Annotated in this window: 22 protein-coding genes; 10 read left to right on the top strand and 12 right to left on the bottom strand. The window is 71.4% G+C overall.

Annotated elements, in window-relative coordinates; genetic code table 11:
• Nucleotides 1–45 precede the first annotated feature (45 nt).
• A complete protein-coding gene (locus ACIP4X_RS09015; protein ID WP_358734062.1) occupies nucleotides 46–1,005 on the top strand; it encodes a YihY/virulence factor BrkB family protein in 960 nt (319 codons plus the stop codon).
• Here the strand turns inward: ACIP4X_RS09015 and ACIP4X_RS09010 are convergent.
• Nucleotides 953–2,212: a D-alanyl-D-alanine carboxypeptidase gene (locus tag ACIP4X_RS09010; RefSeq protein WP_358734064.1), complete on the bottom strand. Its 1,260-nt coding sequence runs from the start codon at nucleotides 2,210–2,212 to the stop codon at nucleotides 953–955. The two genes, ACIP4X_RS09015 and ACIP4X_RS09010, sit on opposite strands and share 53 nt — an antisense overlap.
• Nucleotides 2,213–2,303: 91 nt before the next feature.
• Here ACIP4X_RS09010 and ACIP4X_RS09005 point away from each other — a divergent pair, with 91 nt between their 5' ends.
• The 3 genes from ACIP4X_RS09005 to ACIP4X_RS08995 all read left to right on the top strand — a co-directional run bounded on the left by ACIP4X_RS09005 (nucleotide 2,304) and on the right by ACIP4X_RS08995 (nucleotide 5,718).
• Nucleotides 2,304–2,543: an SCO4848 family membrane protein gene (locus ACIP4X_RS09005; RefSeq protein WP_358734066.1), complete on the top strand. Its 240-nt coding sequence runs from the start codon at nucleotides 2,304–2,306 to the stop codon at nucleotides 2,541–2,543.
• Nucleotides 2,544–2,621: 78 nt separating this feature from the next.
• Nucleotides 2,622–3,992 (top strand): metallophosphoesterase, encoded by a 1,371-nt coding sequence (locus tag ACIP4X_RS09000; protein ID WP_391456148.1) that lies wholly within the window; start codon nucleotides 2,622–2,624, stop codon nucleotides 3,990–3,992.
• 169 nt (nucleotides 3,993–4,161) lie between these two features.
• Nucleotides 4,162–5,718, top strand: coding sequence for an ABC transporter substrate-binding protein (locus ACIP4X_RS08995; protein WP_358734070.1), 1,557 nt, complete (start codon nucleotides 4,162–4,164; stop codon nucleotides 5,716–5,718).
• 3 nt (nucleotides 5,719–5,721) lie between these two features.
• On the opposite strand, the gene ACIP4X_RS08990 is transcribed toward ACIP4X_RS08995, so the two are convergent.
• Together ACIP4X_RS08990 and ACIP4X_RS08985 are read right to left on the bottom strand one after the other, a co-directional pair.
• Nucleotides 5,722–7,173: an ATP-binding protein gene (locus tag ACIP4X_RS08990; protein WP_391456150.1), complete on the bottom strand. Its 1,452-nt coding sequence runs from the start codon at nucleotides 7,171–7,173 to the stop codon at nucleotides 5,722–5,724.
• Nucleotides 7,170–7,910, bottom strand: coding sequence for a response regulator transcription factor (locus tag ACIP4X_RS08985; protein WP_358734074.1), 741 nt, complete (start codon nucleotides 7,908–7,910; stop codon nucleotides 7,170–7,172). The genes ACIP4X_RS08990 and ACIP4X_RS08985 overlap by 4 nt, the downstream gene beginning before the upstream one ends.
• 158 nt (nucleotides 7,911–8,068) lie before the next feature.
• Here ACIP4X_RS08985 and ACIP4X_RS08980 point away from each other — a divergent pair, with 158 nt between their 5' ends.
• On the top strand, nucleotides 8,069–10,501 hold the full coding sequence (locus tag ACIP4X_RS08980; RefSeq protein WP_391456270.1) for an MMPL family transporter: 2,433 nt from the start codon (nucleotides 8,069–8,071) through the stop codon (nucleotides 10,499–10,501).
• 60 nt (nucleotides 10,502–10,561) lie between these two features.
• Here ACIP4X_RS08980 and ACIP4X_RS08975 read toward each other — a convergent pair whose 3' ends face one another.
• The 4 genes from ACIP4X_RS08975 to ACIP4X_RS08960 form a co-directional block, all read right to left on the bottom strand.
• Entirely contained in the window at nucleotides 10,562–11,302 is a 741-nt protein-coding gene (locus ACIP4X_RS08975; RefSeq protein ID WP_358734076.1) for a TetR family transcriptional regulator, read from the bottom strand.
• A gap of 9 nt (nucleotides 11,303–11,311) precedes the next feature.
• On the bottom strand, nucleotides 11,312–11,806 hold the full coding sequence (locus ACIP4X_RS08970; RefSeq protein WP_358734112.1) for a DCC1-like thiol-disulfide oxidoreductase family protein: 495 nt from the start codon (nucleotides 11,804–11,806) through the stop codon (nucleotides 11,312–11,314).
• Nucleotides 11,807–11,811: 5 nt separating this feature from the next.
• Complete coding sequence (locus ACIP4X_RS08965) at nucleotides 11,812–12,219, bottom strand: hypothetical protein (RefSeq protein WP_391456153.1); 408 nt, start codon at nucleotides 12,217–12,219, stop codon at nucleotides 11,812–11,814.
• 101 nt (nucleotides 12,220–12,320) lie between these two features.
• The gene (locus ACIP4X_RS08960) at nucleotides 12,321–12,728 is read right to left on the bottom strand and encodes a VOC family protein (protein ID WP_391456155.1); all 408 of its coding nucleotides are present in this window, start codon (nucleotides 12,726–12,728) and stop codon (nucleotides 12,321–12,323) included.
• Nucleotides 12,729–12,928: 200 nt separating this feature from the next.
• On the opposite strand from ACIP4X_RS08960, the gene ACIP4X_RS08955 reads away from it, so the two are divergent.
• The 3 genes from ACIP4X_RS08955 to ACIP4X_RS08945 all read left to right on the top strand — a co-directional run bounded on the left by ACIP4X_RS08955 (nucleotide 12,929) and on the right by ACIP4X_RS08945 (nucleotide 14,326).
• Nucleotides 12,929–13,402: a TM2 domain-containing protein gene (locus tag ACIP4X_RS08955; protein WP_358734114.1), complete on the top strand. Its 474-nt coding sequence runs from the start codon at nucleotides 12,929–12,931 to the stop codon at nucleotides 13,400–13,402.
• Nucleotides 13,395–13,808: a DUF2752 domain-containing protein gene (locus tag ACIP4X_RS08950; protein ID WP_391456157.1), complete on the top strand. Its 414-nt coding sequence runs from the start codon at nucleotides 13,395–13,397 to the stop codon at nucleotides 13,806–13,808. Before ACIP4X_RS08955 ends, ACIP4X_RS08950 begins: the two co-directional genes overlap by 8 nt.
• A 254-nt stretch (nucleotides 13,809–14,062) precedes the next feature.
• Entirely contained in the window at nucleotides 14,063–14,326 is a 264-nt protein-coding gene (locus ACIP4X_RS08945; protein ID WP_358734083.1) for a TM2 domain-containing protein, read from the top strand.
• 93 nt (nucleotides 14,327–14,419) lie between these two features.
• Here ACIP4X_RS08945 and ACIP4X_RS08940 read toward each other — a convergent pair whose 3' ends face one another.
• The 5 genes from ACIP4X_RS08940 to ACIP4X_RS08920 form a co-directional block, all read right to left on the bottom strand.
• Nucleotides 14,420–15,181, bottom strand: coding sequence for a succinate dehydrogenase iron-sulfur subunit (locus tag ACIP4X_RS08940; protein ID WP_141359142.1), 762 nt, complete (start codon nucleotides 15,179–15,181; stop codon nucleotides 14,420–14,422).
• Nucleotides 15,181–16,935, bottom strand: coding sequence for a succinate dehydrogenase flavoprotein subunit (sdhA, locus tag ACIP4X_RS08935; protein WP_358734085.1), 1,755 nt, complete (start codon nucleotides 16,933–16,935; stop codon nucleotides 15,181–15,183). Before sdhA ends, ACIP4X_RS08940 begins: the two co-directional genes overlap by 1 nt.
• A 25-nt stretch (nucleotides 16,936–16,960) precedes the next feature.
• Nucleotides 16,961–17,443 (bottom strand): succinate dehydrogenase hydrophobic membrane anchor subunit, encoded by a 483-nt coding sequence (locus ACIP4X_RS08930; protein ID WP_141359140.1) that lies wholly within the window; start codon nucleotides 17,441–17,443, stop codon nucleotides 16,961–16,963.
• A 5-nt stretch (nucleotides 17,444–17,448) separates the two neighbouring features.
• On the bottom strand, nucleotides 17,449–17,829 hold the full coding sequence (gene sdhC, locus ACIP4X_RS08925) for a succinate dehydrogenase, cytochrome b556 subunit (protein ID WP_358734087.1): 381 nt from the start codon (nucleotides 17,827–17,829) through the stop codon (nucleotides 17,449–17,451).
• 149 nt (nucleotides 17,830–17,978) lie between these two features.
• Entirely contained in the window at nucleotides 17,979–18,566 is a 588-nt protein-coding gene (locus ACIP4X_RS08920) for a 2-oxo-4-hydroxy-4-carboxy-5-ureidoimidazoline decarboxylase (RefSeq protein ID WP_391456162.1), read from the bottom strand.
• Nucleotides 18,567–18,662: 96 nt separating this feature from the next.
• Here ACIP4X_RS08920 and ACIP4X_RS08915 point away from each other — a divergent pair, with 96 nt between their 5' ends.
• Both ACIP4X_RS08915 and ACIP4X_RS08910 read left to right on the top strand, forming a co-directional pair.
• The gene (locus tag ACIP4X_RS08915; protein WP_401347478.1) at nucleotides 18,663–20,282 is read left to right on the top strand and encodes a glycoside hydrolase family 20 protein; all 1,620 of its coding nucleotides are present in this window, start codon (nucleotides 18,663–18,665) and stop codon (nucleotides 20,280–20,282) included.
• A 210-nt stretch (nucleotides 20,283–20,492) separates the two neighbouring features.
• Entirely contained in the window at nucleotides 20,493–21,095 is a 603-nt protein-coding gene (locus ACIP4X_RS08910) for a hypothetical protein (protein ID WP_358734090.1), read from the top strand.
• Nucleotides 21,096–21,149 lie beyond the last annotated feature (54 nt).

The following is a 21,149-nucleotide window of genomic DNA, read 5'->3' as shown; positions in this document are numbered from 1 at the left end:
AGAAACGCGGTGTTCACGTCGCCGCGGAGCGGGCACAGTCGGATCATGGACTGGCTGAAGAAGCTTCCCGTCGTCGGGCCGTGGGTGGCCCGCCTGATGACCACGCACGCGTGGCGGTCGTACGAACGTCTGGACCGGGTCAAGTGGTCGCGGCTGGCCGCCGCCATGACGTTCATCAGCTTCATCGCGCTGTTCCCGCTGCTGACGGTGGCCGCCGCGGTCGGCGCAGCCACACTCAGTCCGCAGCGGCAGCACACGCTCCAGAACAAGATCGTCCAGCAGTTCCCGGGCCTGGGGCAGCAGTTGGACATCAGCGCGCTGGTGCAGAACGCCGGCACGGTCGGGCTCATCGCCGGTGCCGCCCTGCTGCTGACCGGCGTCAACTGGGTCGCCCAGACGCGGGACTGCCTGCGCGCGGTCTGGGAGCTGCCCGACCCGGAGGAGAACCCGCTGATGGGCAAGGTGAAGGACGCGGGCGTCCTGATCGGCCTCGGCGGCGCGATGCTGGTCACGCTCGTCGTGTCCACCATCGCCTCGGCCGCCGTCGGCTACATCTCCCGGGAGATCGGGTTGGCCGAACACGGCTGGGGCAGCGTCCTGTTGCGGATCCTCGCGTTCGCGGTCGCCGTGCTGGCCGACTTCCTGGTGCTGCTGTACGTCCTCACCCTGCTGCCCGGCGTCGAGCCGCCGCGCCACCGGCTGCTGGTCGCCGCGCTGCTCGGCGCGGTCGGCTTCGAGCTGCTGAAGCTGATGCTGAGCGGCTACATCCAGGGCGTGGCGGCCAAGAGCATGTACGGCGCCTTCGGGGTCCCCGTCGCCCTGCTGCTGTGGATCAACTTCACGTCCAAGCTGGTCCTGTACTGCGCCGCCTGGACGGCGACGCAGAGCGGTGCGGACGACGGGAGCGGTGCGCCCGGCGAGGACGGGGGCGGCGACGGCCGGGCCGTCGATCTCAGGGGCGGGTCCGGCGGCGCATCAGGTCCGGCAGCGGCCAGCGGCGGTTGACCAGGAACGCGCCGCCCGCGAGTAGCACCAGCACGCCACCTGCGATTCCCAGGGCGATCCCCGCGCCGCTGGAGCCGTTCCGGACGGACGCGTGCGCCATGGCCGCGGAGGACGAGCCGTCGTCGGTCCGGCCCGCGGAGGGCTCGGAGCCCGGCTGCGCCTTCGCCTCGGCGGCGCTCCTGGGCGGCACCAGCTCGCCCACCGGGCGTGCCTTGTCCAGGGCGGCGAAGCCCCAGTCGAAGAGCTTGGCGGTCTCCTTGTAGACCTCGTTGTGGTCCGGCTTGTTCGGGTTCATCACCGTCACCAGCAGCACCCGGCCGTCGCGCTCGGCGACGCCGGTGAAGGTGGCTCCCGCGTGGGTGGTGTTGCCGTTCTTCACCCCGGCGATGCCCGGGTATACCGAGATGTCGTAGTCGCCGCTCAGCAGCCGGTTGGTGTTCTGGATCTCGAAGGAGCCGCGGGAGGTCTTGCCCTTCTTGTTCTTCCTGGTCTCGCCCGGGAACGAGGCCCGCACGGTCGAGCAGTACTCGCGGAAGTCCTTCTTCTGCATCCCCGAACGGGCGAACAGCGTGAGGTCGTAGGCCGACGAGACCTGGTGGTCGGCGTCGTAGCCGTCGGGGCTCACCACGTTGGTGTCGAGCGCCTGGAGTTCCTGCGCGTGCGCGTTCATGTCCTCCACGGTCGCCTCTATGCCGCCGTTCATCGCGGACAGCACGTGCACGGCGTCGTTGCCGGAGCGGAGGAACACGCCCAGCCACAGGTCGTGGACCGTGTAGGTCTCGTTCTCCTTGATGCCGACCAGGCTGGAACCGGCGCCCACGTCGGCCAGGTCGGCCGGGACGACCTTGTGCGTCTGCGTCCGGGGGAACTTCGGCAGCACGGTGTCCGCGAACAGCATCTTCAGCGTGCTGGCCGGGGGCAGCCGCCAGTGCGCGTTGTGCGCGGCGAGCACCGCGCCGGACTCGGCGTCGGCCACGATCCAGGAGCGGGCGGTGAGGTCCTTGGGCAGCACGGGGGCGCCGTTGCCGAGGTCGACCTGTGTGCCGGGCAGACCCAGGCGGGCGCCGCCGACGGTGGACATCCCGGCCGGGGGAGTGGCCGAGGGGACCGGTGCGGCGAGAGCGGCGGGTGCGGTCAGCGAGGCGGACAGCAGGGCGGCGGAGGTGATCACCAGTGATCGGCTGATGATCTTATTGGGTGCGGGCACGGTCGGAAACGTACCGGGCGCGGGCAGTGACGTGCCGCCCGCCCTCCCACCCCGGACGCGGAGCCGGGTTCCGGACGGCGATACTGGACGTATGAAGCTCAGCCGCCCCGTCTCCTGGTTCCTGCTCGCCTTCGGGGTGTGGAGTTGGTTCATCTGGGTCACTTTCGTTAAAAATCTCATCAAGGACGGCAGCGGTCTGGCGTTCGACCACGGGCACCCGACGGCGTACTTCTGGGTGCATCTGGCGCTCGCCGTCGTCTCCTTCGTATTGGGGACGGTCATCGGGGGCATCGGGTTGCGCGGACTGCGCGCACTGCGCCGGACGTCATAGCGTTCCGGACAGCTCCACGAGGCCTTCCGCGTGGGCGGGGGCCGGCGCACCAGGCATCAGGCGGAAGGAACGGACGGCATGGTGGTCGTCTTCGTGCTCGTGGCGCTGCTCGTGATCGGCGTGGTGGTGGCGGCCAACTGGTATCTGTGGCGCCGCCTGTTCCGCGACACCACCCGGGGACCCGGTCCGGTTCGCCGCGCGGGCGCGGTCCTGATCGCGGGCGGCTGGGTCCTGGCCGTCGGGGCCCTCGTCACCGAACAGGCCGGCGCCCCCTTCTGGCTCCAGCGCACCCTGGCCTGGCCCGGCTTCCTCTGGCTCGCCCTGGCGCTGTACCTGCTCCTGGCCACCCTGGCAACGGAACCCCTCCGCCCCCTCCTGCACCGCCTCCTGCCGACCGGCCCCCGGCCGCCCGCCCCGGCACCCGCCGCTCCGGAGTCCGCCCACGAGTCGGACCGGAACAGCCCGCTGTCCGCCGTACAGGCACCCGCCGCCACGCCGCAGTCCACCGGCGGGCCGGTGCCCGCCCCGGGTCCGGGCGGCCCGGTGCCTGCCGCGCCGGCCCCCACTCTCGCGCCGGAGTCCGCTGACGAGCCGGCGTCGTCCGCCGTCGAGGCCCTGCGGGTTTCCAGTCGGCGGGTGTTCGTGTCGCGGGTTGTCGGGGGCGGTGCCGCCGCGGTGGCTCTCGGGACCGTCGGGTACGGGACCTACGGGGTGCTGCGCGGGCCGCGGGTGAAGCGGGTCACCGTGCCGCTGGCGAAACTGCCGCGGGCGGCGCACGGGTACCGGATCGCCGTCGTCAGCGACATCCACCTCGGACCCGTCCTCGGGCGCGGCTTCGCGCAGAAGGTCGTCGACACGGTCAACGCGACCCAGCCCGACCTCATCGCCGTCGTCGGGGACCTGGTGGACGGCAGCGTGAAGGACCTCGGGCCGGCGGCGGCACCGCTGGCCGGGCTCCGGGCGCGGCACGGCGCGTACTTCGTCACCGGCAACCACGAGTACTTCTCCGGCGCCGAGCAGTGGGTGCGGGAGGTGCGCCGCCTCGGCCTGCTCCCCCTGGAGAACGCGCGCACCGAGCTGCCCGCCTTCGACCTGGCCGGCGTCAACGACGTACGGGGCGAGAGCGAGGGGCAGGGCCCCGACTTCGAGCGGGCGCTCGGCGACCGGGACACGGCACGCGCGTGCGTACTGCTCGCCCACCAGCCGGTGCAGATCCACGAGGCCGTCCGGCACGGCGTGGACCTCCAGCTCTCCGGTCACACCCACGGCGGCCAGCTCTGGCCCGGCAGCATCCTCGCGGCCGCCGCCAACCCGACCGTCGCGGGCCTGGAGCGCTACGGCGACACCCAGCTGTACGTCAGCCGCGGCGCGGGCGCCTGGGGCCCGCCCACACGGGTCGGCGCCCCCTCCGACATCACCGTCGTCCAGCTCGCCTCCAGGCAGGCGTAGAGACCGCGGAACCCACCCCGAAACGCTCGAACAACAAGTCTTCGTAACTTCTTCTCATTCTCCCCAGACCCGGCTTCCCCCTGGCGAAATGCGTGTGATTAGGTAACGGGCGCCACTCAGGTGTGTGGCATATGCAGAAGGGCCCAAAAGGGGTCTGGGGAGGGTACGGATGCGATCGGTTCGCATACGGATCCTCACGACGCTGGTCGTGCTGGCGGTCGTGGGGGTGGGCGGCTGGCAGTTGCTGCCGTCGAAGAACGACAAGGGCAACGCGATCGTCGTGGGCACGACGGACGCGGTCACATCCCTGGACCCGGCGGGAGCGTACGACGCGGGCTCCTGGGCACTGTTCAGCAACGTGTTCCAGTCCCTGCTGACCTTCGAACCGGGTGGTGTCACACCCGTGCCGGACGCGGCCAAGGACTGCAACTTCACCGGCGGCGGACTCACCGTCTACCGCTGCGAACTGCGCGAGGGCATCAAGTTCCCCAGCGGGCGCACGATGACCGGCGAGGACGTGAAGTTCTCCTTCGACCGGATCAAGAAGGTCGACTCCGACGTCGGCCCCTCCTCGCTGCTGTCGACCCTCGCCTCGGTGGACGCCGACGGCCTGATCGTCACCTTCCACCTGTCGACCCCGGACGCCACGTTCCCGCTGAAGGTGGCCACGGGCGCCGGCTCCATCGTCGACCACACCCGCTACCCGGCCAACGGGCTGCGCACCGGCACCGCAGCCGACGGCACCGGCCCGTACCGGCTCAAGGGGTACGCCAAGGACAAGAGCGCGGACCTCGAACCGAACGACTCCTACAACGGCGCCATCAGCAGCACCGGGCGACCGGTCGAGCTGCGCTACTTCGAGAGCCCGGCCGAGCTGGAGAAGGCCTGGACGGGCAAGCAGATCGACGTCGCCACGCGCAACCTGCCGCCGAAGCTCCTCGCCGGACTCAACCCCAGCGACCCCAAGATGCGCGTGTCGGTGTCCGACAGCTCCGAGGTCCGCAACCTGTACCTCAACACCCGCGCCTCCTCGCCGCTGCACGACGTCCGCGTCCGGCAGGCCATCGCCTGGCTGATCAACCGCGAGAAGCTGGCCGGCGGCGTGTACGACGGGACCGTGGACGCGCTGTACTCGCTGATCCCGGCCGGTATCACGGGCCACAACACGTCCTTCTTCGACGCCTACCCGACGCAGAACGCCCAGAAGGCCCGCGAGCTGCTGACCGAGGCCGGCGTGTCCGTCCCGGTGCGCTTCACCTACGGCTACGGCCAGGGCCGCGGCGCCGCCGGCGAGGAGGCCGCGGAGCTCAAGCGGCAGCTCGAGGCGAGCGGCCTGTTCAAGGTCGACCTCAAGGGCTACGAGTGGGCCGACTTCCAGAAGCTCTGGGCGGGCGGCAAGCTCGACGCGTACGCGGTCGGCTGGGTGGCCGACTACCCGGACCCCGACACCTTCGGCTCCGCCCTCGTCGGCACCGGCAGCACCATGAACACCGGCTACAGCAGCAAGGCCGTCGACGGCCTCATCCGGGACACCCAGCGGTTCGCCGACCGGGGCCGCAGCGCCGCGGACTTCCGCAACCTCCAGGCGAACGTCGCCGCCGATGTGCCGATGATCCCGCTGTGGCAGCGCAAGGAGTACGTGGTCAGCAGCGAGGACGTCGGCGGCGGCCAGTACCTGTCGGACGGCACGGGCAGCTTCCGGCTCTGGAAGCTCGACTGGATCTGACCGCTACGAACGGGCCTGCGCGGGCAGCGTGACCGTCACCGCGAACCCCTCCCCGGGTTCGGTGCTGACGGCCACCTGCCCGCCGTGCGCTTCGGCCACCCCCTGCACGATGGCCATGCCGAGGCCGCTGCCCGCACCACCGCCCGCGCGGAAGAAGCGGTCGAAGACGCGCGCCGCGTCCTCCTCCGCCAGCCCGGGCCCCTTGTCCCGGACACACAGCCGTACGACACCGTCGGCCCGCTCCGCCGTCAGCCGCACCGGGACGTCTGCGGGCGTGTGGACGCGCACGTTGGCCACCAGGTTGCCGAGCACCTGCCGCAGCCCCGACTCGTCGGCGCGCACGAGCAGCACGCCCTCGGCGCCGACCGTCACGGGCCGCTCCGGCTGCTGCGCGCGCAGGTCCTCGGCGGCGTCCCGCACCAGCCGCACGACGTCGACGTTCCGCAGCCGCAGCTGGGGCCGCTGGTCCAGGCGGGCCAGGGTGAGCAGTTCGTCGACGAGCCGCCCCATGCGGTCCGCCTCGGCGTTCATCCGGTCCCAGGCGCGCCTGCGTTCGCCGGGCTCGGTCAGCATCCCCTTGTCGTAGAGCTGGAGGTAGCCGCGTATCGCCGACAGCGGGGTGCGCAGCTCGTGCGAGGCGTCGGCGACGAAGCGACGCAGCTGGGCGGCGCTGCGTTCGCGCGTGCGGTACGCCGACTCCACCTGGTGCAGCATGGAGTTCAGCGCGACGCGCAGCTGTTCCACCTCCTGGGTGGGATGGTGACTCGAGGGCACGCGCCGGGTCAGATCGCCCTCGGCGATGGCCGACGAGGTCTCCACCATGTCCTCCAGCGGGCGCATCCGCAGCCGCACGCTGAACATCGTCAGGCAGGCGAGGAGCGCCAGCAGCAGCGTGCCGACGCCCAGGTCCAGCCTGAGGGCCTTGGCGATGCCCTGGTGCAGCGCGTCGGTCGAGGTGGCGAACAGGAGGTAGTTGCCGTCGGTCAGACGGGCGGAGGTCGCCCGGTAGGTGGCGCCGTGCAGCGTCACCTCGTGCGGTGCGCGGTCGGCGGCGAGCGCGCGCGGGTCGCCGATCGCGGCGGCCAGCGACCGCTGGGCGTCGGTCGGCACGAAACCGGCGATGGGCATGGCCTCGCCCCCGCTGCCGACGGCGGTGAACACGGACTCCGGGCGCGGCCTGTTGACGGTGGGCTGTACGAAGTGGTCCCGGATGAGGGTCAGCGCGGCCAGCGAGTCGATCTGCCGCATGGTGAGCCGTGAGTCCACCACGGAGTCACGGGTCTTGATCAGCTGGTTGTCGATCTGGCCGAGCAGGTAGTGCCGCATGCCCACCAGGCTCGCGGCGGTCGCCACCACGATCCCCACGGCGAGCAGTGCGACGTTCGTCAGGGTCAGCTTGCCGCGCAGGGAGTGGAGTCCGTGCCGACGCCGCGGACGCGGTCTGCGCGGTTTCATGCCAGCCCGTATCCCACGCCCCGCCGGGTCGTGATCAACGGCGGTCCGAGCAGGTCCAGTTTGCGGCGCAGATAGCTGATGTAGGTCTCGACGACGGTCGACTCGGGCGGTGTGTGCTCGTACTGCCAGACGTGCCTGAGGAGTTGCTCCTTGGGCACGATCCGGCCGCCGTTGCGCACCAGGAAGCGCAGCAGCGCGTACTCGGTCGGGGTGAGCTCGACCGTACGGCCCGCGCGGTGCGCCGAGTAGGTCGTCTCGTCCAGCTCCAGGTCGCCGTAGCGCAGTCGCGGGCGCTGCGGGAGGACGTCGGCGATGGGGGCGCCCCCGCGCGAGTCCGTTCGAGCGTGGGGGAGGGTGCGGCGCAGTACGGCCCGTACCCGGGCGACGACCTCGTCGATGTTGAACGGCTTGGTGATGTAGTCGTCGCCGAAGCCGAGCGCGCCGACGATCTCCGCGGGCGCGTCCCGCGCGGTGACGAAGACCAGCGCCAGGCCGGGGCAGCGGGTGCGCAGTTCGCGGCCCAGCCTTCGGCCGTCCCCGTCCGGCAGCATCACGTCCAGCAGGGCCACGTCGGGCCGGGTGCGCTCGGCGAGCGCGCACGCCTCGCGGACGGTGCCCGCGGTCATCACCTGGAAGCGGTGGTAGCGCAGGGCGATGGCGAGGACGTCCGCGATGGACTCCTCGTCCTCGACGACGAGGACCGTCGCCCCTTCGTGCGCTGCCTCGTTGACGGTCATGTCCCCAGTATCCGGGGGCGGGACCGGCGGCGGGGCCGCCGGTGCTTTGGAGTTCCTTGAGAGTTGTGGCGGGAGGCGCCCGTCCGCGCCCGCCGCTGCGGATGCTGGTGTCCCAGGACCCGGGGGACCCGGATGAAGGAGCGGAGAGAGTGACGACATTGGCGCGGTGGTGCTACCGGCACCGGCTGCTGGTCCTGCTGCTGTGGGTGGTGGCGCTGATCGGGGCGGGCGTGGGGGCGTCCGCCGGGGGCACGGCCTACGCGAACGTCTTCTCCCTGCCGGACACGGACTCCAAGTCCGCGTTCGACCTGATGGAGAAGGCGTTCCCGAAGGCCGCGGGCGACACCGACACGGTGGTGTGGAAGGTCGACGGCGGATCGGTCCGGGACGCGTCGGTGCGCGCCCGGATCGAGCCCGCCCTGGAGAAGATCGGCCGGATGCCCGGGGTCGGCGCGGTCAGCAGCCCCTACGCCGGCGCCCGGGGCGCGACGCAGATCAGCGCGGACGGGACGATCGCGTACGCGCAGCTCACCTTCACCGAGCGGGCGAACGAGGTGCCCAAGCAGCTCGTGCAGGACGTGGTCGACACCGCGCGGACGGCCGAACGCGGCGGTCTGCGGGTCGAGTTGGGCGGTCAGGCGATCAACCGGATCCAGGGGCCGCCCACGGGTCTGTCCGAGCTGGTCGGTCTCGCGGCGGCGGCGCTCGTGCTGTTCCTCGCCTTCGGCTCGCTCTTCGCGATGCTCCTGCCGATCGCCGTGGCGGTCTTCGGCGTCGGCATCGGGCTGTTCTCCACCCAGTTGATCAGTCATGTCACGGACGTGCCCGACATCGCGCCGCTGCTCGCCTCGCTGATCGGCCTCGGGGTCGGCATCGACTACGCGCTGTTCATCGTCACCCGGCACCGGCGGGGTCTGCTGCGCGGTCTGGAACCGGAGGAGTCGGCGGCGGTCGCCCTCAACACCTCGGGCCGCGCGGTGCTGTTCGCGGGCGGCACGGTGTGCATCGCGCTCGCCGGGATGCTGGTGACGAACCTGCGCTTCCTGGACGGTGTGGTCATCGGCACCTCGCTCACGGTGGTGCTGAGCGTGCTCGCGGCGGTCACGCTGCTGCCGGCGCTGCTCGGCTTCCTCGGGCCGCGGGTGCTCAGCCGGCGTCAGCGGCGGCGGCTCGCGGCCGAGGGCCCCGCCCGTCAGGAGCGGGCGAGTTCGCTCGCGGCCCGCTGGTCGGCCACGGTGCAGAGGCGTCCCGCCTGGATCGCGGCCCTCGCGCTGGTCGTCATGGTCCTCCTCGCGCTGCCGGTGCTGTCGCTGCGGCTGGGCGCCACCGACCAGGGCAACGACGACGCCTCGACGACGACCCGCAGGGCGTACGACCTGCTGGCCGAGGGCTTCGGGCCGGGCTTCAACGGGCCGCTCCAGGTGGTCTCGGCCGACGGCGACACCACCGCGCTGGTCAAGGGCATCGCCGGGACCCGCGGGGTGGCCCGGGTGGTACCGCTGCCGCCCGCGCACGGCGTCACCGTCATCCAGGTCGTGCCGACCACCTCGCCGCAGTCCGAGCAGACGGACCGGCTCATCGACACCCTGCGCGACGAGGTGATCCCCGGGGCGGGCGCGCGGGCGCACGTCGGCGGTGTCACGGCGGTCTCGAAGGACTTCGCGTCCGTCACGGGCGACCGGCTGCCGTACTTCGTCGTGACCATCGTCGGCCTCGGCTTCCTGCTCCTGCTGGTCGCCTTCCGGTCGCTGCTGGTGCCGCTGACGGCGGCCGTGATGAACCTGGTCGCCGCCGCCGCGTCGTTCGGCGTCCTGGTGGCGATCTACCAGTGGGGCTGGGGCCTGGAGTTGCTGGGCCTCGGCAAGGAGGGGCCGATCCAGGCGTTCCTGCCGGTCATCATGCTGTCCCTGCTGTTCGGCCTGTCGATGGACTACCAGGTCTTCCTGGTGAGCCGGATGCACGAGGAGTGGGTGCACACGCGGGACAACGCGCGCGCGGTCCGGGTGGGTCTCGCGGAGACCAGCCGGGTCATCAACTCCGCGGCCCTGATCATGGTCTGCGTCTTCCTCGCCTTCGTCCTGAGCGGGAACCAGGGCGCGGCGATGGCGGGCGTGGGCCTCGCGGCGGCGGTCGCGCTGGACGCGTTCGTGCTGCGGACGGCGCTGGTGCCGGCGGCGATGCATCTGTTCGGCCGGGCCAACTGGTGGCTGCCGGCCTGGCTGGAACGCCGTCTGCCGCATCTGGCGGTGGAGCCGGCGGAGGAGCCCGAGGAGGCGCATGTGCCGCGACCGGGCCCCGCGTCGGTGGTCCACGGCTTCATCCGCACCGAGGAGGGCGAGCCGGTCCACGGCGCGTCCGTGACCCTGCTGTCCAAGGGCGGCCGCCAACTGGACCGGGTGACGTCCCTGGCCGACGGCTCCTACATCGTCGCGGTCCCGGGCCCGGGCACCTACCTGCTCGCCGCCACGGCCTCCCCCCACGGCTCCCGCGCCCACCACGTCGTCGTGGCCGACGGCCCCCTGGCCCACGACGTGGAACTGACGGAGGAGGAGGTGGACGCGGTCAAGCAGCCGTCTCCTCCCCGGCCTTGAGGATCCCGCCGGCATCGGGGAGGCCTAGGCCCACGATGCCGGCGGGAAGGGCGGAGGTGATCAGTCCCGCGCCCTGCGCGCCGGGTCCGGCATCATCCTCGTCATTCCCGGCAGGAAGTCCGTGAACAGGTCGTGCACCTCGTGGACCAGGGGGCGCAGGATCCGGAAGCGGGCCAGGGCCACCCCGCGGGCGGTGAGCCGGGCGCCGCGTTCGGCCAGGCGGTAGCTGCGTTCGCGGCCCTCCGTGCGGTCGAAGATCCAGTACAGGACGAGCCCCATCTGGGAGAGCCACATCAGCTCGGGCAGTACCTCCCTGAGGTCCGCCGGGACCTTGGTCCGCGCGCCGTGCAGCACCTCCTTGTGGACGTCGATGGCCTCCGCGCGCGCGTGCTCCGACTCGGCGGAGAAGGGGCTGAGCGGGCTGTCGGGGTCGGCGGCGTTCTTGAAGAACTGCACCGCGAACTCGTGGTACGGCGTGGCGATGTCCAGCCACGCCGTCAGCACGCCCGCCAGCCGTGCCTCCAGGTCGCTCTCCCGGGCCAGGACCTCCCGGACCGCCTCCCGGTGCTCGGCGGCGATCCGGTCGTAGAACCCCTGGATCAGGTGTTCCTTGCCCTCGAAGTAGTAGTACGCGTTGCCGACGGAGACCCCGGCCTCCTTGGCGATGGCCCGCATGGTCGTCTTGTCGTAGCCGCGCTCCTGGAACAGCCGCATGGCCGTCTCCAGGATGAGCGCGCGGGTCTGCTCGGACTTGCTGGCGGGCACGCCGTCACCGGGGCCGTCGTCGTTCTTCGGGGGCACGCACAGAGCCTAGCCAGTGGCGCACGCGCCGCCGTCGCAGCCGGGTGGGTCGTAGGTCCAGCCGAGGCGGGGGTCGTAGGACCAGCCGTCCCCGCGCTGGTACGCGCCCCCGCCCCACTGCCCGCCGCGCCACTTGGCGGCGGCGAGTACCGCGCCCCTGGCGAGCCGTGCGCCCGTCGGGGTGCTGAGCCGGTGGGCGAGCGGACGGTGCTCACGCAGGGCCCACAGGACGACGATCCAGGCGGCGGCGCCCCGGTAGACCTGGCCCGAGTCGCCGACGACGGTGACCTCGTCCAGGGTGGCGCCGTGGTCGAGGCCCGGGAAACGCCGTGCGGCCTGCTCGGAGCCGGCCGGGAGGAGTTCCAGGGGCACCAACTGCCGCTGCCCGACGAGCCAGTCGCGCACGGTCGTGCACAGCGCGCACTCGGCGTCGTACAGGACGGTGAGCCCGCGGACCGGGACGCCCTTCGAGGCGTCCCGGTCCCGGCCGGCGGCGGCCGGCATCGCGCTCACGCCCCGGCCGAGGGGGCGGCCCAGTCCTGCGGCGCGACCGGCGGCACCTGCTCGCGCTCCAGCACCCCGCGGCGGCGGATCCGGTTGAGGACGTACACGTTGCCCAGGTGCATCGCGCCGAGCACCAGCAGCACCACGCCGAGCTTCGTCGACAGTGCCTCGAAGACGCCGCGCGCGTCGTCGATGCGCTGGTCGCCGCTCAGGTACAGCGCGACGAAGCCGAGGTTCACGAGGTAGAAGCCGACCACCAGCAGGTGGTTGACGGCGTCGGCGAGCCTGTCGTCGCCGTGCAGCACGTCGGCGAGGAAGATCCGCCCGTTCCTGCTGAGCGTCCGGGCCACCCAGACGGTCAGGGCGATGCTGACGAGCAGATAGATGACGTAGGCGATGACCGTGCGGTCCATGCCCCCCACCCCTTCTTTTGAACGTGTTCAAAATGCTGGCGTGAGAGACTGTAGACCTGTTTTTGAACGTGTTCAACACGCTTGGCGCAGAAGGGTTCCGCCTACGGCCTGCGGCCCAGCTCCGGCCGCTTGCCGTAGTCGGTGAAGCCGAGGACGTTGCCCCACGGGTCGGCGATCTCGACGGTCCAGCCGGTCGCCACGGCGAAGGGCTCGTCGAGCAGCTCGATCCCGGCCCTCGTGAGCGCGCGCGCCGCCGTCCGTGCGTCCGGCACCTCCAGCCACACCCGCGGCGAGGGCCACGGCGGCGGACGGTGCCCGAACTCCTCCTCGCGCAGCAGGATTCCCGGTGTCTCGCCCCCGGCCTTCAGCAGTGCGATGCCGGCCTCCTGGAGGTGGAACGCCACCGCGAACCCGGCCCGCTCGTAGAACCCCACGGTCTCGCTCAGATCCCCGACGGGCAGCAGCACGTTGTCGAACCCGAGCAGCTCGTACGACTCGTCATCTGACATGCCGTCAGATTAGGTGGGCGATCCGCCCGGACCGGGAGGCCGAGCGCGGAGCTGGTGCCGGGTCACTCGTTCGGGCCGGAGGGGCGGAGGGCCGGGCGGCTCGGCGGCCCGGCGGCCGGGCGGTACCCCGATGTTTCGCTTCGGCCGGTCTTCCTGCAATATGACCGTCAGTTCGCAGGAAGTCGATGAGTGGAGCCACCGTGTCCGAGCAGCCGCAGCAGCCGCAGCAGCCCAAACAGGCCCCGGGATACGGATATCCCAACCAGCAGCCCGGCGCCTACCCGCCGCCTCCCGGTGGCTACCCGCCTCCCGGTGGCTACCCGCCCCCCGGTGGTTATCCGCCCCCCGGCGCGTACCCGCCGCCTCCCGGGGGCGGCTACGCGCCTCCCGGTGGCTACCCGCCGCCCCCGGGGATGCAGTACGACCCCAACGCCCCCTACGGCTACGACCCCTACGGCCGCCCCTACTCCGACAAGTCGAAGATCGTCGCCGGTGTCCTCCAGCTCGCCCTGGGCACTCTCGGCATCGGCCGCTTCTACATGGGCCACGTCGGGATCGGCATCGCCCAGCTCCTCACCTGCGGCGGCTTCGGCATCTGGTCCCTGATCGACGGCATCATGCTGCTGACGGGCAACGACAACACCGACGCCCAGGGCCGGATCCTGCGTGGCTGACACGGCGCCCGGCGCGGTGCGCGGCCGGTTGCTGCGGCACCCGGCCACGGCTCCGCTCGCGGTGCTGTGCGCCGGGGTGACGGGCGCCGCGTACCTCTATGTCACCGACCCGCACCAGCCGGGCCACCTGCTGCCCCAGTGCCCCTTCCGGTACGTCACCGGGCTGCTCTGCCCCGCCTGCGGCGGCACGCGCATGGTGTACGACCTGATGCACGGCCGCTTCATCCAGGCCTGGCTGGACAACAGGATGCTCCTGCTCGCCGCGCCGTTCGCGCTGGCGCTGCTCGCCAAGTGGGCTCTGGAGGGACTGCGCGGGCGCCGCTGGCACCCCCGGCTCAGCACCCGGGCGCAGGCGGCGGTGCTGCTGGTGGCGGTGGCGTGGACCGTGGTCCGCAACGTCTTCTGAAGAACCGTTCCGGGCCCAAATGCTTCCAAGGTGTCCGTATCTGATCACGGTACGGGAACGTTCCTTCGAATCCCCTCCCGTGCCGCCCTACAGGATCTTTATGCTCCCAGAGCGCAGGGGGACGGCCGCATCCGGTCGACGCGCGTCGACGCACACGGAGTCGCGCACGGATGCCGGGTGACAGGGCAGCCGGGCTCCCCGGCGCCGGAGGTTCCCACTCCGGTTGTTGTCACCACTCCCCAGGAGCACCAGTCATGACTGTCCCCACCCCTGACGCCCCCTACGGCTACGACCCGCAGGGCCGCCCGTACTCCGACAAGTCGAAGATCGTCGCCGGCATCCTCCAGCTCTTCCTCGGAGGCCTGGGCATCGGCCGCTTCTACGTCGGCTCCGTGGGTGTGGGCATCGCCCAGCTGCTGACCTGCGGCGGTCTGGGCCTCTGGTCCCTGATCGACGCCATCCTCTTCTTCACGAGCAACGACCGCACGGACGCGCAGGGTCGCGTCCTGCGCGGCTGACCGTCCGCGCACCCGGCGACGACGCCGGGCACAGCACGCCGAGGGCCCCGTTCCGTCCGGAACGGGGCCCTCGGCGTCGCGTGCGAAGGAAGGTCAGAAGCGGCGCGTGATCAGCGCCCGCTTCACCTCCGCGATCGCCTTCGTCACCTCGATGCCGCGCGGGCAGGCATCGGTGCAGTTGAAGGTGGTGCGGCAGCGCCAGACGCCGTCCTTGTCGTTGAGGATCTCCAGGCGCTGCTCACCGGCCTCGTCACGGCTGTCGAAGATGAACCGGTGGGCGTTGACGATGGCCGCCGGGCCGAAGTACTGGCCGTCGTTCCAGAAGACCGGGCAGGACGAGGTGCAGGCCGCGCACAGGATGCACTTCGTCGTGTCGTCGAAGCGGGCCCGGTCCTCCGCGGACTGCAGGCGCTCCCGCGTCGGCTCGTTGGTCTCCTTGGTGACCAGGAACGGCATGACGTCCCGGTACGCCTGGAAGAACGGCTCCATGTCCACGACCAGGTCCTTCAGGACCGTGAGGCCCTTGATGGGCTCGACCGTGATCGGCTTCTCGGGGTTGATGTCCTTGATCAGCGTCTTGCAGGCCAGACGGTTCTTGCCGTTGATCCGCATGGCGTCCGAGCCGCAGATGCCGTGCGCGCAGGAGCGACGGAAGGTCAGCGTGCCGTCGAGGTCCCACTTGATCTTGTGCAGACCGTCGAGGACGCGCTCCTTGGGGTCGATCTCCAGCTGGAAGTCTTCCCAGGTCGCCTCGGCCGAGACCTCCGGGTTGAACCGGCGGACGCGGAAGGTGACGGTGATGTAGGGAGAGGCGGCGGACTCCGCCTCCACCTTGTCCAGAACGGGGGTTGCCATCAGTACTTACGCTCCATCGGCTGGTAGCGGGTCTGGACGACCGGCTTGTAGTCGAGACGGACGGTTTCGGACCCGTCGGCGCCGACCTCGCGGTACGCCATGGTGTGGCGCATGAAGTTGACGTCGTCGCGGTTGGGGTAGTCCTCGCGGTAGTGACCGCCGCGGGACTCCTTGCGGGCCAGGGCGGAGATCGCCATGACCTCGGCCAGGTCCAGCAGGTTGCCCAGCTCGATGGCCTCCAGGAGGTCCGTGTTGAACCGCTTGCCCTTGTCCTGGATCGCCACGTTCCTGTAGCGCTCCCGGAGCTCGGCGATCTTCTCGACAGCCGTCTTGATCGTCTGCTCGGTGCGGAACACCATGACGTTGGCGTCCATGGTCTCCTGCAGCTCCCGGCGGATGTTCGCCACCCGCTCGGTGCCGGTGGAGGTCCGCAGCCGCTCGATCTGCTCGACCACGAGGGACTCGGGGTCCTCCGGCAGCTCCACGAAGTCGGCCTTCTCGGCGTACTCCGCGGCGGCGATGCCGGCCCGCTTGCCGAACACGTTGATGTCCAGCAGCGAGTTGGTGCCCAGGCGGTTGGCGCCGTGCACGGACACGCAGGCGACCTCGCCGGCCGCGTACAGACCCGGCACGACCGTGCTGTTGTCCGCGAGCACCTCGCCCTGGACGTTGGTCGGGATGCCGCCCATGGCGTAGTGCGCGGTCGGCTGGATCGGGATCGGGTCGGTGTACGGCTCGATGCCCAGGTAGGTCCGCGCGAACTCGGTGATGTCCGGCAGCTTGGCGTCCAGCTGCTCCGGCGGCAGGTGGGTCAGGTCCAGGTAGACGTGGTCGCCCTCGGGACCGCAGCCGCGGCCCTCGCGGATCTCCGTGTAGATGGAGCGGGAGACGACGTCGCGGGAGGCGAGGTCCTTCATGACCGGCGCGTACTTCTCCATGAAGCGCTCGCCGTCCTTGTTGCGCAGGATGCCGCCCTCACCGCGGGCGCCCTCGGTGAGCAGGATGCCCATGCGCCAGATGCCGGTCGGGTGGAACTGGAAGAACTCCATGTCCTCCAGCGGCAGCCCGCGCCGGTAGACGGCCGCCTGGCCGTCGCCGGTCAGGGTGTGCGCGTTCGACGTCACCCTGAAGAACTTGCCGGTGCCGCCCGAGGCGTAGATCACGGACTTCGCCTGGAAGACGTGGATCTCGCCGGTCGCCAGCTCGTACGCCACCACGCCGGCCGACCTCTTGACGCCGTCGACCTCGGTGATGAGCTGGTCCAGGACGTAGAACTCGTTGAAGAACTCCACGCCCTCCTTGACGCAGTTCTGGTACAGCGTCTGGAGGATCATGTGGCCGGTGCGGTCGGCCGCGTAGCAGGAGCGGCGGACCGGGGCCTCGCCGTGGTTGCGGGAGTGCCCGCCGAAGCGCCGCTGGTCGATCGTCCCGTTGGGCGTCCGGTTGAACGGCAGGCCCATCTTCTCCAGGTCGAGGACGGAGTCGATGGCCTCCTTCGCCAGGATCTCGGCGGCGTCCTGGTCGACCAGGTAGTCACCGCCCTTGATCGTGTCGAAGGTGTGCCACTCCCAGTTGTCCTCCTCCACGTTCGCCAGCGCGGCGGCCATGCCGCCCTGCGCCGCGCCCGTGTGGGAGCGGGTGGGGTAGAGCTTCGTCAGGACCGCGGTGCGGCTGCGCTTGGTCGCCTCGATGGCGGCACGCATACCGGCGCCACCGGCGCCGACGATGACGGTGTCGTACTTGTGGATCTTCATCAGGAAAATACCTCGGTCCCGGGGCCTAGCGGATGTTCGGGTCGAAGGTGAAGATCACCAGCGTGCCCAGCAGGATGGTCCACACCGTGGCGGTGTAGAGCAGTGCCTTCAGCCACAGGCGCGTGTTGGCGCGCTCCGCGTAGTCGTTGATGACCGTGCGCAGGCCGTTGCAGCCGTGCAGCATCGCCAGCCAGAGCATGGCGAGGTCCCAGACCTGCCACCAGGGCGAGGCCCAGCGGCCCGCCACGAAGGCGAAGCCGATCTTGGAGACGCCGCCGTCCAGGACGAGCTGGATCAGGAGGTGGCCGATGACGAGGACGACCAGGACGATGCCGGACAGCCGCATGAACAGCCAGCCGTACATCTCGAAGTTGCCGCGGGTCGACTTCGGCGTCTTCCGGGTGCGCTGACGCGGGGCCTCGATGAGGGGGGCGGGGTTGTCCACGCCGTAGACGGAGCCGCCCTCTACCGGGCCGATCCCGGAAGCGGTGGTTTCAGTGGTGGACATGTGCGTCAGCTCCCGAATACTGCACGAGCGGCGTGGCCGAGGACGGGGTAGATCGCCCCGATCATGAGCAGGATCCAGACGCCGACCACGGACCACAGCATCTGCTTCTGGTACCGGGCGCCCTTGGCCCAGAAGTCGACGGCGATGACACGCAGGCCGTTGAGAGCGTGGAAGAGGATGGCGGCGACCAGCCCGTACTCGAGTACGGCGACGATCGGCGTCTTGTAGGTGGCCACGACCTTGTCGTAGGCCTCCGGAGACACACGCACGAGTGCGGTGTCCAGCACATGGACGAACAGGAAGAAGAAGATGAGGACGCCGGTGACTCGATGAGCCACCCAGGACCACATTCCTTCCCGGCCGCGGTACAGCGTTCCAGCCGGCACGGAAGAACCCTCCGGGAGCGGGGACTAGGGCCGCGCCGGCTTCACTGTCGGTCGGGCCCGGCCGGGTACGGTCCACCGGCCCCCAGTATCGTACCGAGCTGCTGGCGGGGGCCTTACGGCGGGGTCCGCCCGTGTGATCGAGCGCGCTCTCAAAGGTGCACGGACGGCGCAGTGGCGGCGCCCAGCAGGCCCCGCAGGCGCCCGTGCGCGAGGCCCCGCAGCTCCTCGCGGGCGGCGACGCGCTCGTCCTCCGGATCGTTGGTCAGCCGGGACCGGATCGCCGGCAGGACCCGGTCCAGGGCCTCGTCCGGGGCGGTGCCGTCCAGGCAGATGACGAAGGTGTGGCCGAATCTCGCCTCATAGGCGGCGTAGCCGGCGCTCAGGGCGGTGGAGGCGGCCGCGTACGTGTGGGCGGGCAGCTTGGGCAGGGGTTCTTCCGCCAGCGCCCCGGCCAGCTCCTCGGGGCCCAGGTCGTACGTCGCCTCGTCCGCCGCGGCCAGGAGGGACGGCAGGTCCGGATAGGGGCGGTGGGTGGCGACGCGGTGGGCCCAGCGGGGGCTGTGCAGGCAGGTCAGGAGGGTCCTGTGGGCCTCGGCGGCGGGGGCGGCGTTGAAGCGCTCCAGGGTCTGCGCGGGCAGCGTGGGTCCTAGGTCGGCTGGGAGGTCGGCAGGGTGCCGGCGGAGGCGTCGGCAGAGGAATCCGTGAGAGATGTCCCGTACGTTATCGGGTGTGCGCATGACGTGTTCGACGGGTGGTTGAATTTCACTCGGACGGGAGAGTTTGAGAACGTGCGGTGGACACTCGCCGCGGTCATGGCCCGTTAGGTTGGCCGTGTGAGCAAGCACAGGCGCCGGGCCCCGGCACCCAAGCCGCGCCGCGCGCGGGCTGCCGTCGTGGGCACATTAGTCACCGTTGTCGTACTGGGCGTGGGAGTGGCCGCGTGGTCCTTCGGGGGCGACGGCTCCCCGTCGGGCGGCCCGGACGCGTCCTCCGGCCCGGCGAGTCTCGGCCCCACCCGCAGCTACCCGCTGTCGCAGGCGCCGCGGACCATCCCCGCCGTGCGCTCCCACACCGCGGCCCGCGGCCCCGGCTGGCGCCCGGAGTCCGGCTCCCGGGTCGTGGTGAGCGACGCGTCCCTGGCCGACGAGGGGAAACTGATCGCGGGCGAACTCGGTCTGGCCTACGCCGGCCGGCGCGACGACGACCGCCCGGGGGACCTGCGGCTGGCGCTGGGCAAGGGCGGCACGGACGGCGATCCCGAGTCGTACACCATGACCGTGCGCGACGGCCGCGTGCTCATCAGCGGGCCGGCCGACGCGGGGGTCTTCTACGGCACCCGCACCCTGAAGCAGGAGGTGCACGGCGGCGGCACGGCCCCCGAGGGGGTCGTGGAGGACGCGCCGGCCAAGCCGCGGCGCGGTTTCATGCTGGACGTCGCCCGCAAGCCGTTCACGGCCGGCTGGCTGGAGGACCGCATACGGGAGCTCGGCGACCTGAAGTTCAACGAGCTCGGCCTGCACTTCTCCGACGACCAGGGCTTCCGTATCGAGTCCGGCACGCACCCGGAGATCGTCTCCTCGGACCACCTGACCAAGGCGCAGGTCAAGCGGATGGTCGAGCTGGCCGCGAGCCGGCACATCACCGTCGTTCCCGAGATCGACTCGCCCGGCCACCTCAGCGCGGTGATCGCCGCCCACCCCGAGACGCAGCTGCGCAACGGGCAGGGCGTGGCGACGCGCGGCGCCATCGACATCTCCGAACCCCGCTCGGCCGCGATCCTCGACGACCTGTTCGACGAGTACGCGGGCCTCTTCCCCGGCGGCCTCTGGCACCTCGGCGGCGACGAGTACCAGGCGCTGACCGCACGCGACCCCCAGGCCGCCTACCCGCAGCTGGCCGCCGCCGCGCGCAAGGCCCACGGCTCCGGCGGCAACGTGGCCGACCTGACGACGGACTGGCTGAACGACCGCGCCGCCGCCGTCCGCGGACGCGACCGCACCCCGCGCGCCTGGAACGACGGCTTCTTCCGCAGCTCGTCGGTGACGCCCGCCCGGGACATCGAGGTCGCCTACTGGACGGGCAAGGAGTTCGGCGCCCGCCAGCCGGCCGAGTACCTCGACGCCGGACGCAAGGTGCTCAACTACAACGACGAGTTCCTCTACTACGTCCTCGGCGAGCCGCAGACCTTCGTCTACCCGGACGGCCGGCGGATCTACGAGCAGTGGAACCCGCGCGTGCTGCGCGGCACGGAGGCGGTGCCCGCCCGGTACGACGCGCAGATACTCGGCGGCTCGTTCGCCGTGTGGTGCGACCTGGCGAACTCCCAGACCCAGGACCAGGTGGCGGCCGGAATCCGGATGCCGCTGCGGGCGACCGTCCAGAAGCTGTGGGACCCGCGGAAACCGGAGATGCCCTGGACGGAGTTCAAGGAGCTTGCCGGCAAGCTGGGTTGACGCCGGATCAGGGAAGGCGCGGGCCCGGTGCCGACCGCGGTCCGGCCCGGCTTTCCGCGCGCCGGCCTGCCGTCCCGCTCATTGGCCGAAACCTTTCTTATGCCAACTCGCTCGACTCCGTGTGCGACCCGTGTGACACTACCGGCCGATCGCACGCAGTACGGGCAAGTGCGGGCTCCGTGGACGTCGGCGCCCCTTGAGGAGGCGTGGATGAGTCTGGTGGAACTGCTCGCGCAGGCCGACGAGCGCGGGCTGGCAGCCGGCGGACTGGCTTGTTTGGACCGGTGCGTGCCGCTGCTCGGCGGCGACGACGAGGTCCTGCGGCCGCTGTGGGGGAGCCTCGCCGAGGGCGGCGGCGCCTCCTCGGACGGCGACTGGGCCGAGCGGCTGGAGAAGGCGCGCGGCGCGCTGGAGGCGATGGACGGCGAGGACGACGAGGCCGTGCTGCTGGCCCGCCGGATGCTGTCCGCCGCGCCGGCCGCCCTGTCCGGCGCCGACGTGCGCGAGTGGGCGGACGCCTGCTCGGTCGCCTCGCTCCGGATCCACCAGCTCCTCGACCCGGCCGAGGACGGCACCCCCGCCGACACCCTCCCCGAGGCGCTCGACTCCGTCCGCGCCGCGGGGAACCCCGACCAGGGTCCCGCCGAGGGCATGTCCCCGCTGGTCGCCGGCGAGCTGCGGCGCCAGATCGCCGTCCTGGAGCTGGTCGCCGGGCACGGACGTGCCGGACTCCGGCAGGCCCTGGAGGTCTCCACGGAGGGGCGCCGCGTCCTGCGGGCTGTGGTGTCCCGCCGGGCCCGCAGCCGGGTGTGAGCCCGGGGCCACCGACGGACCGGGCGCGCGGCGGGCGTCTGTGAGCGTCCTGCG

This window comes from Streptomyces sp. NPDC088817, assembly GCF_044750345.1.
GTDB lineage: Bacteria > Actinomycetota > Actinomycetes > Streptomycetales > Streptomycetaceae > Streptomyces.
Note: the sequence above shows the minus strand (reverse complement) of the source record. Positions and strands in the feature narration are given on the sequence as shown.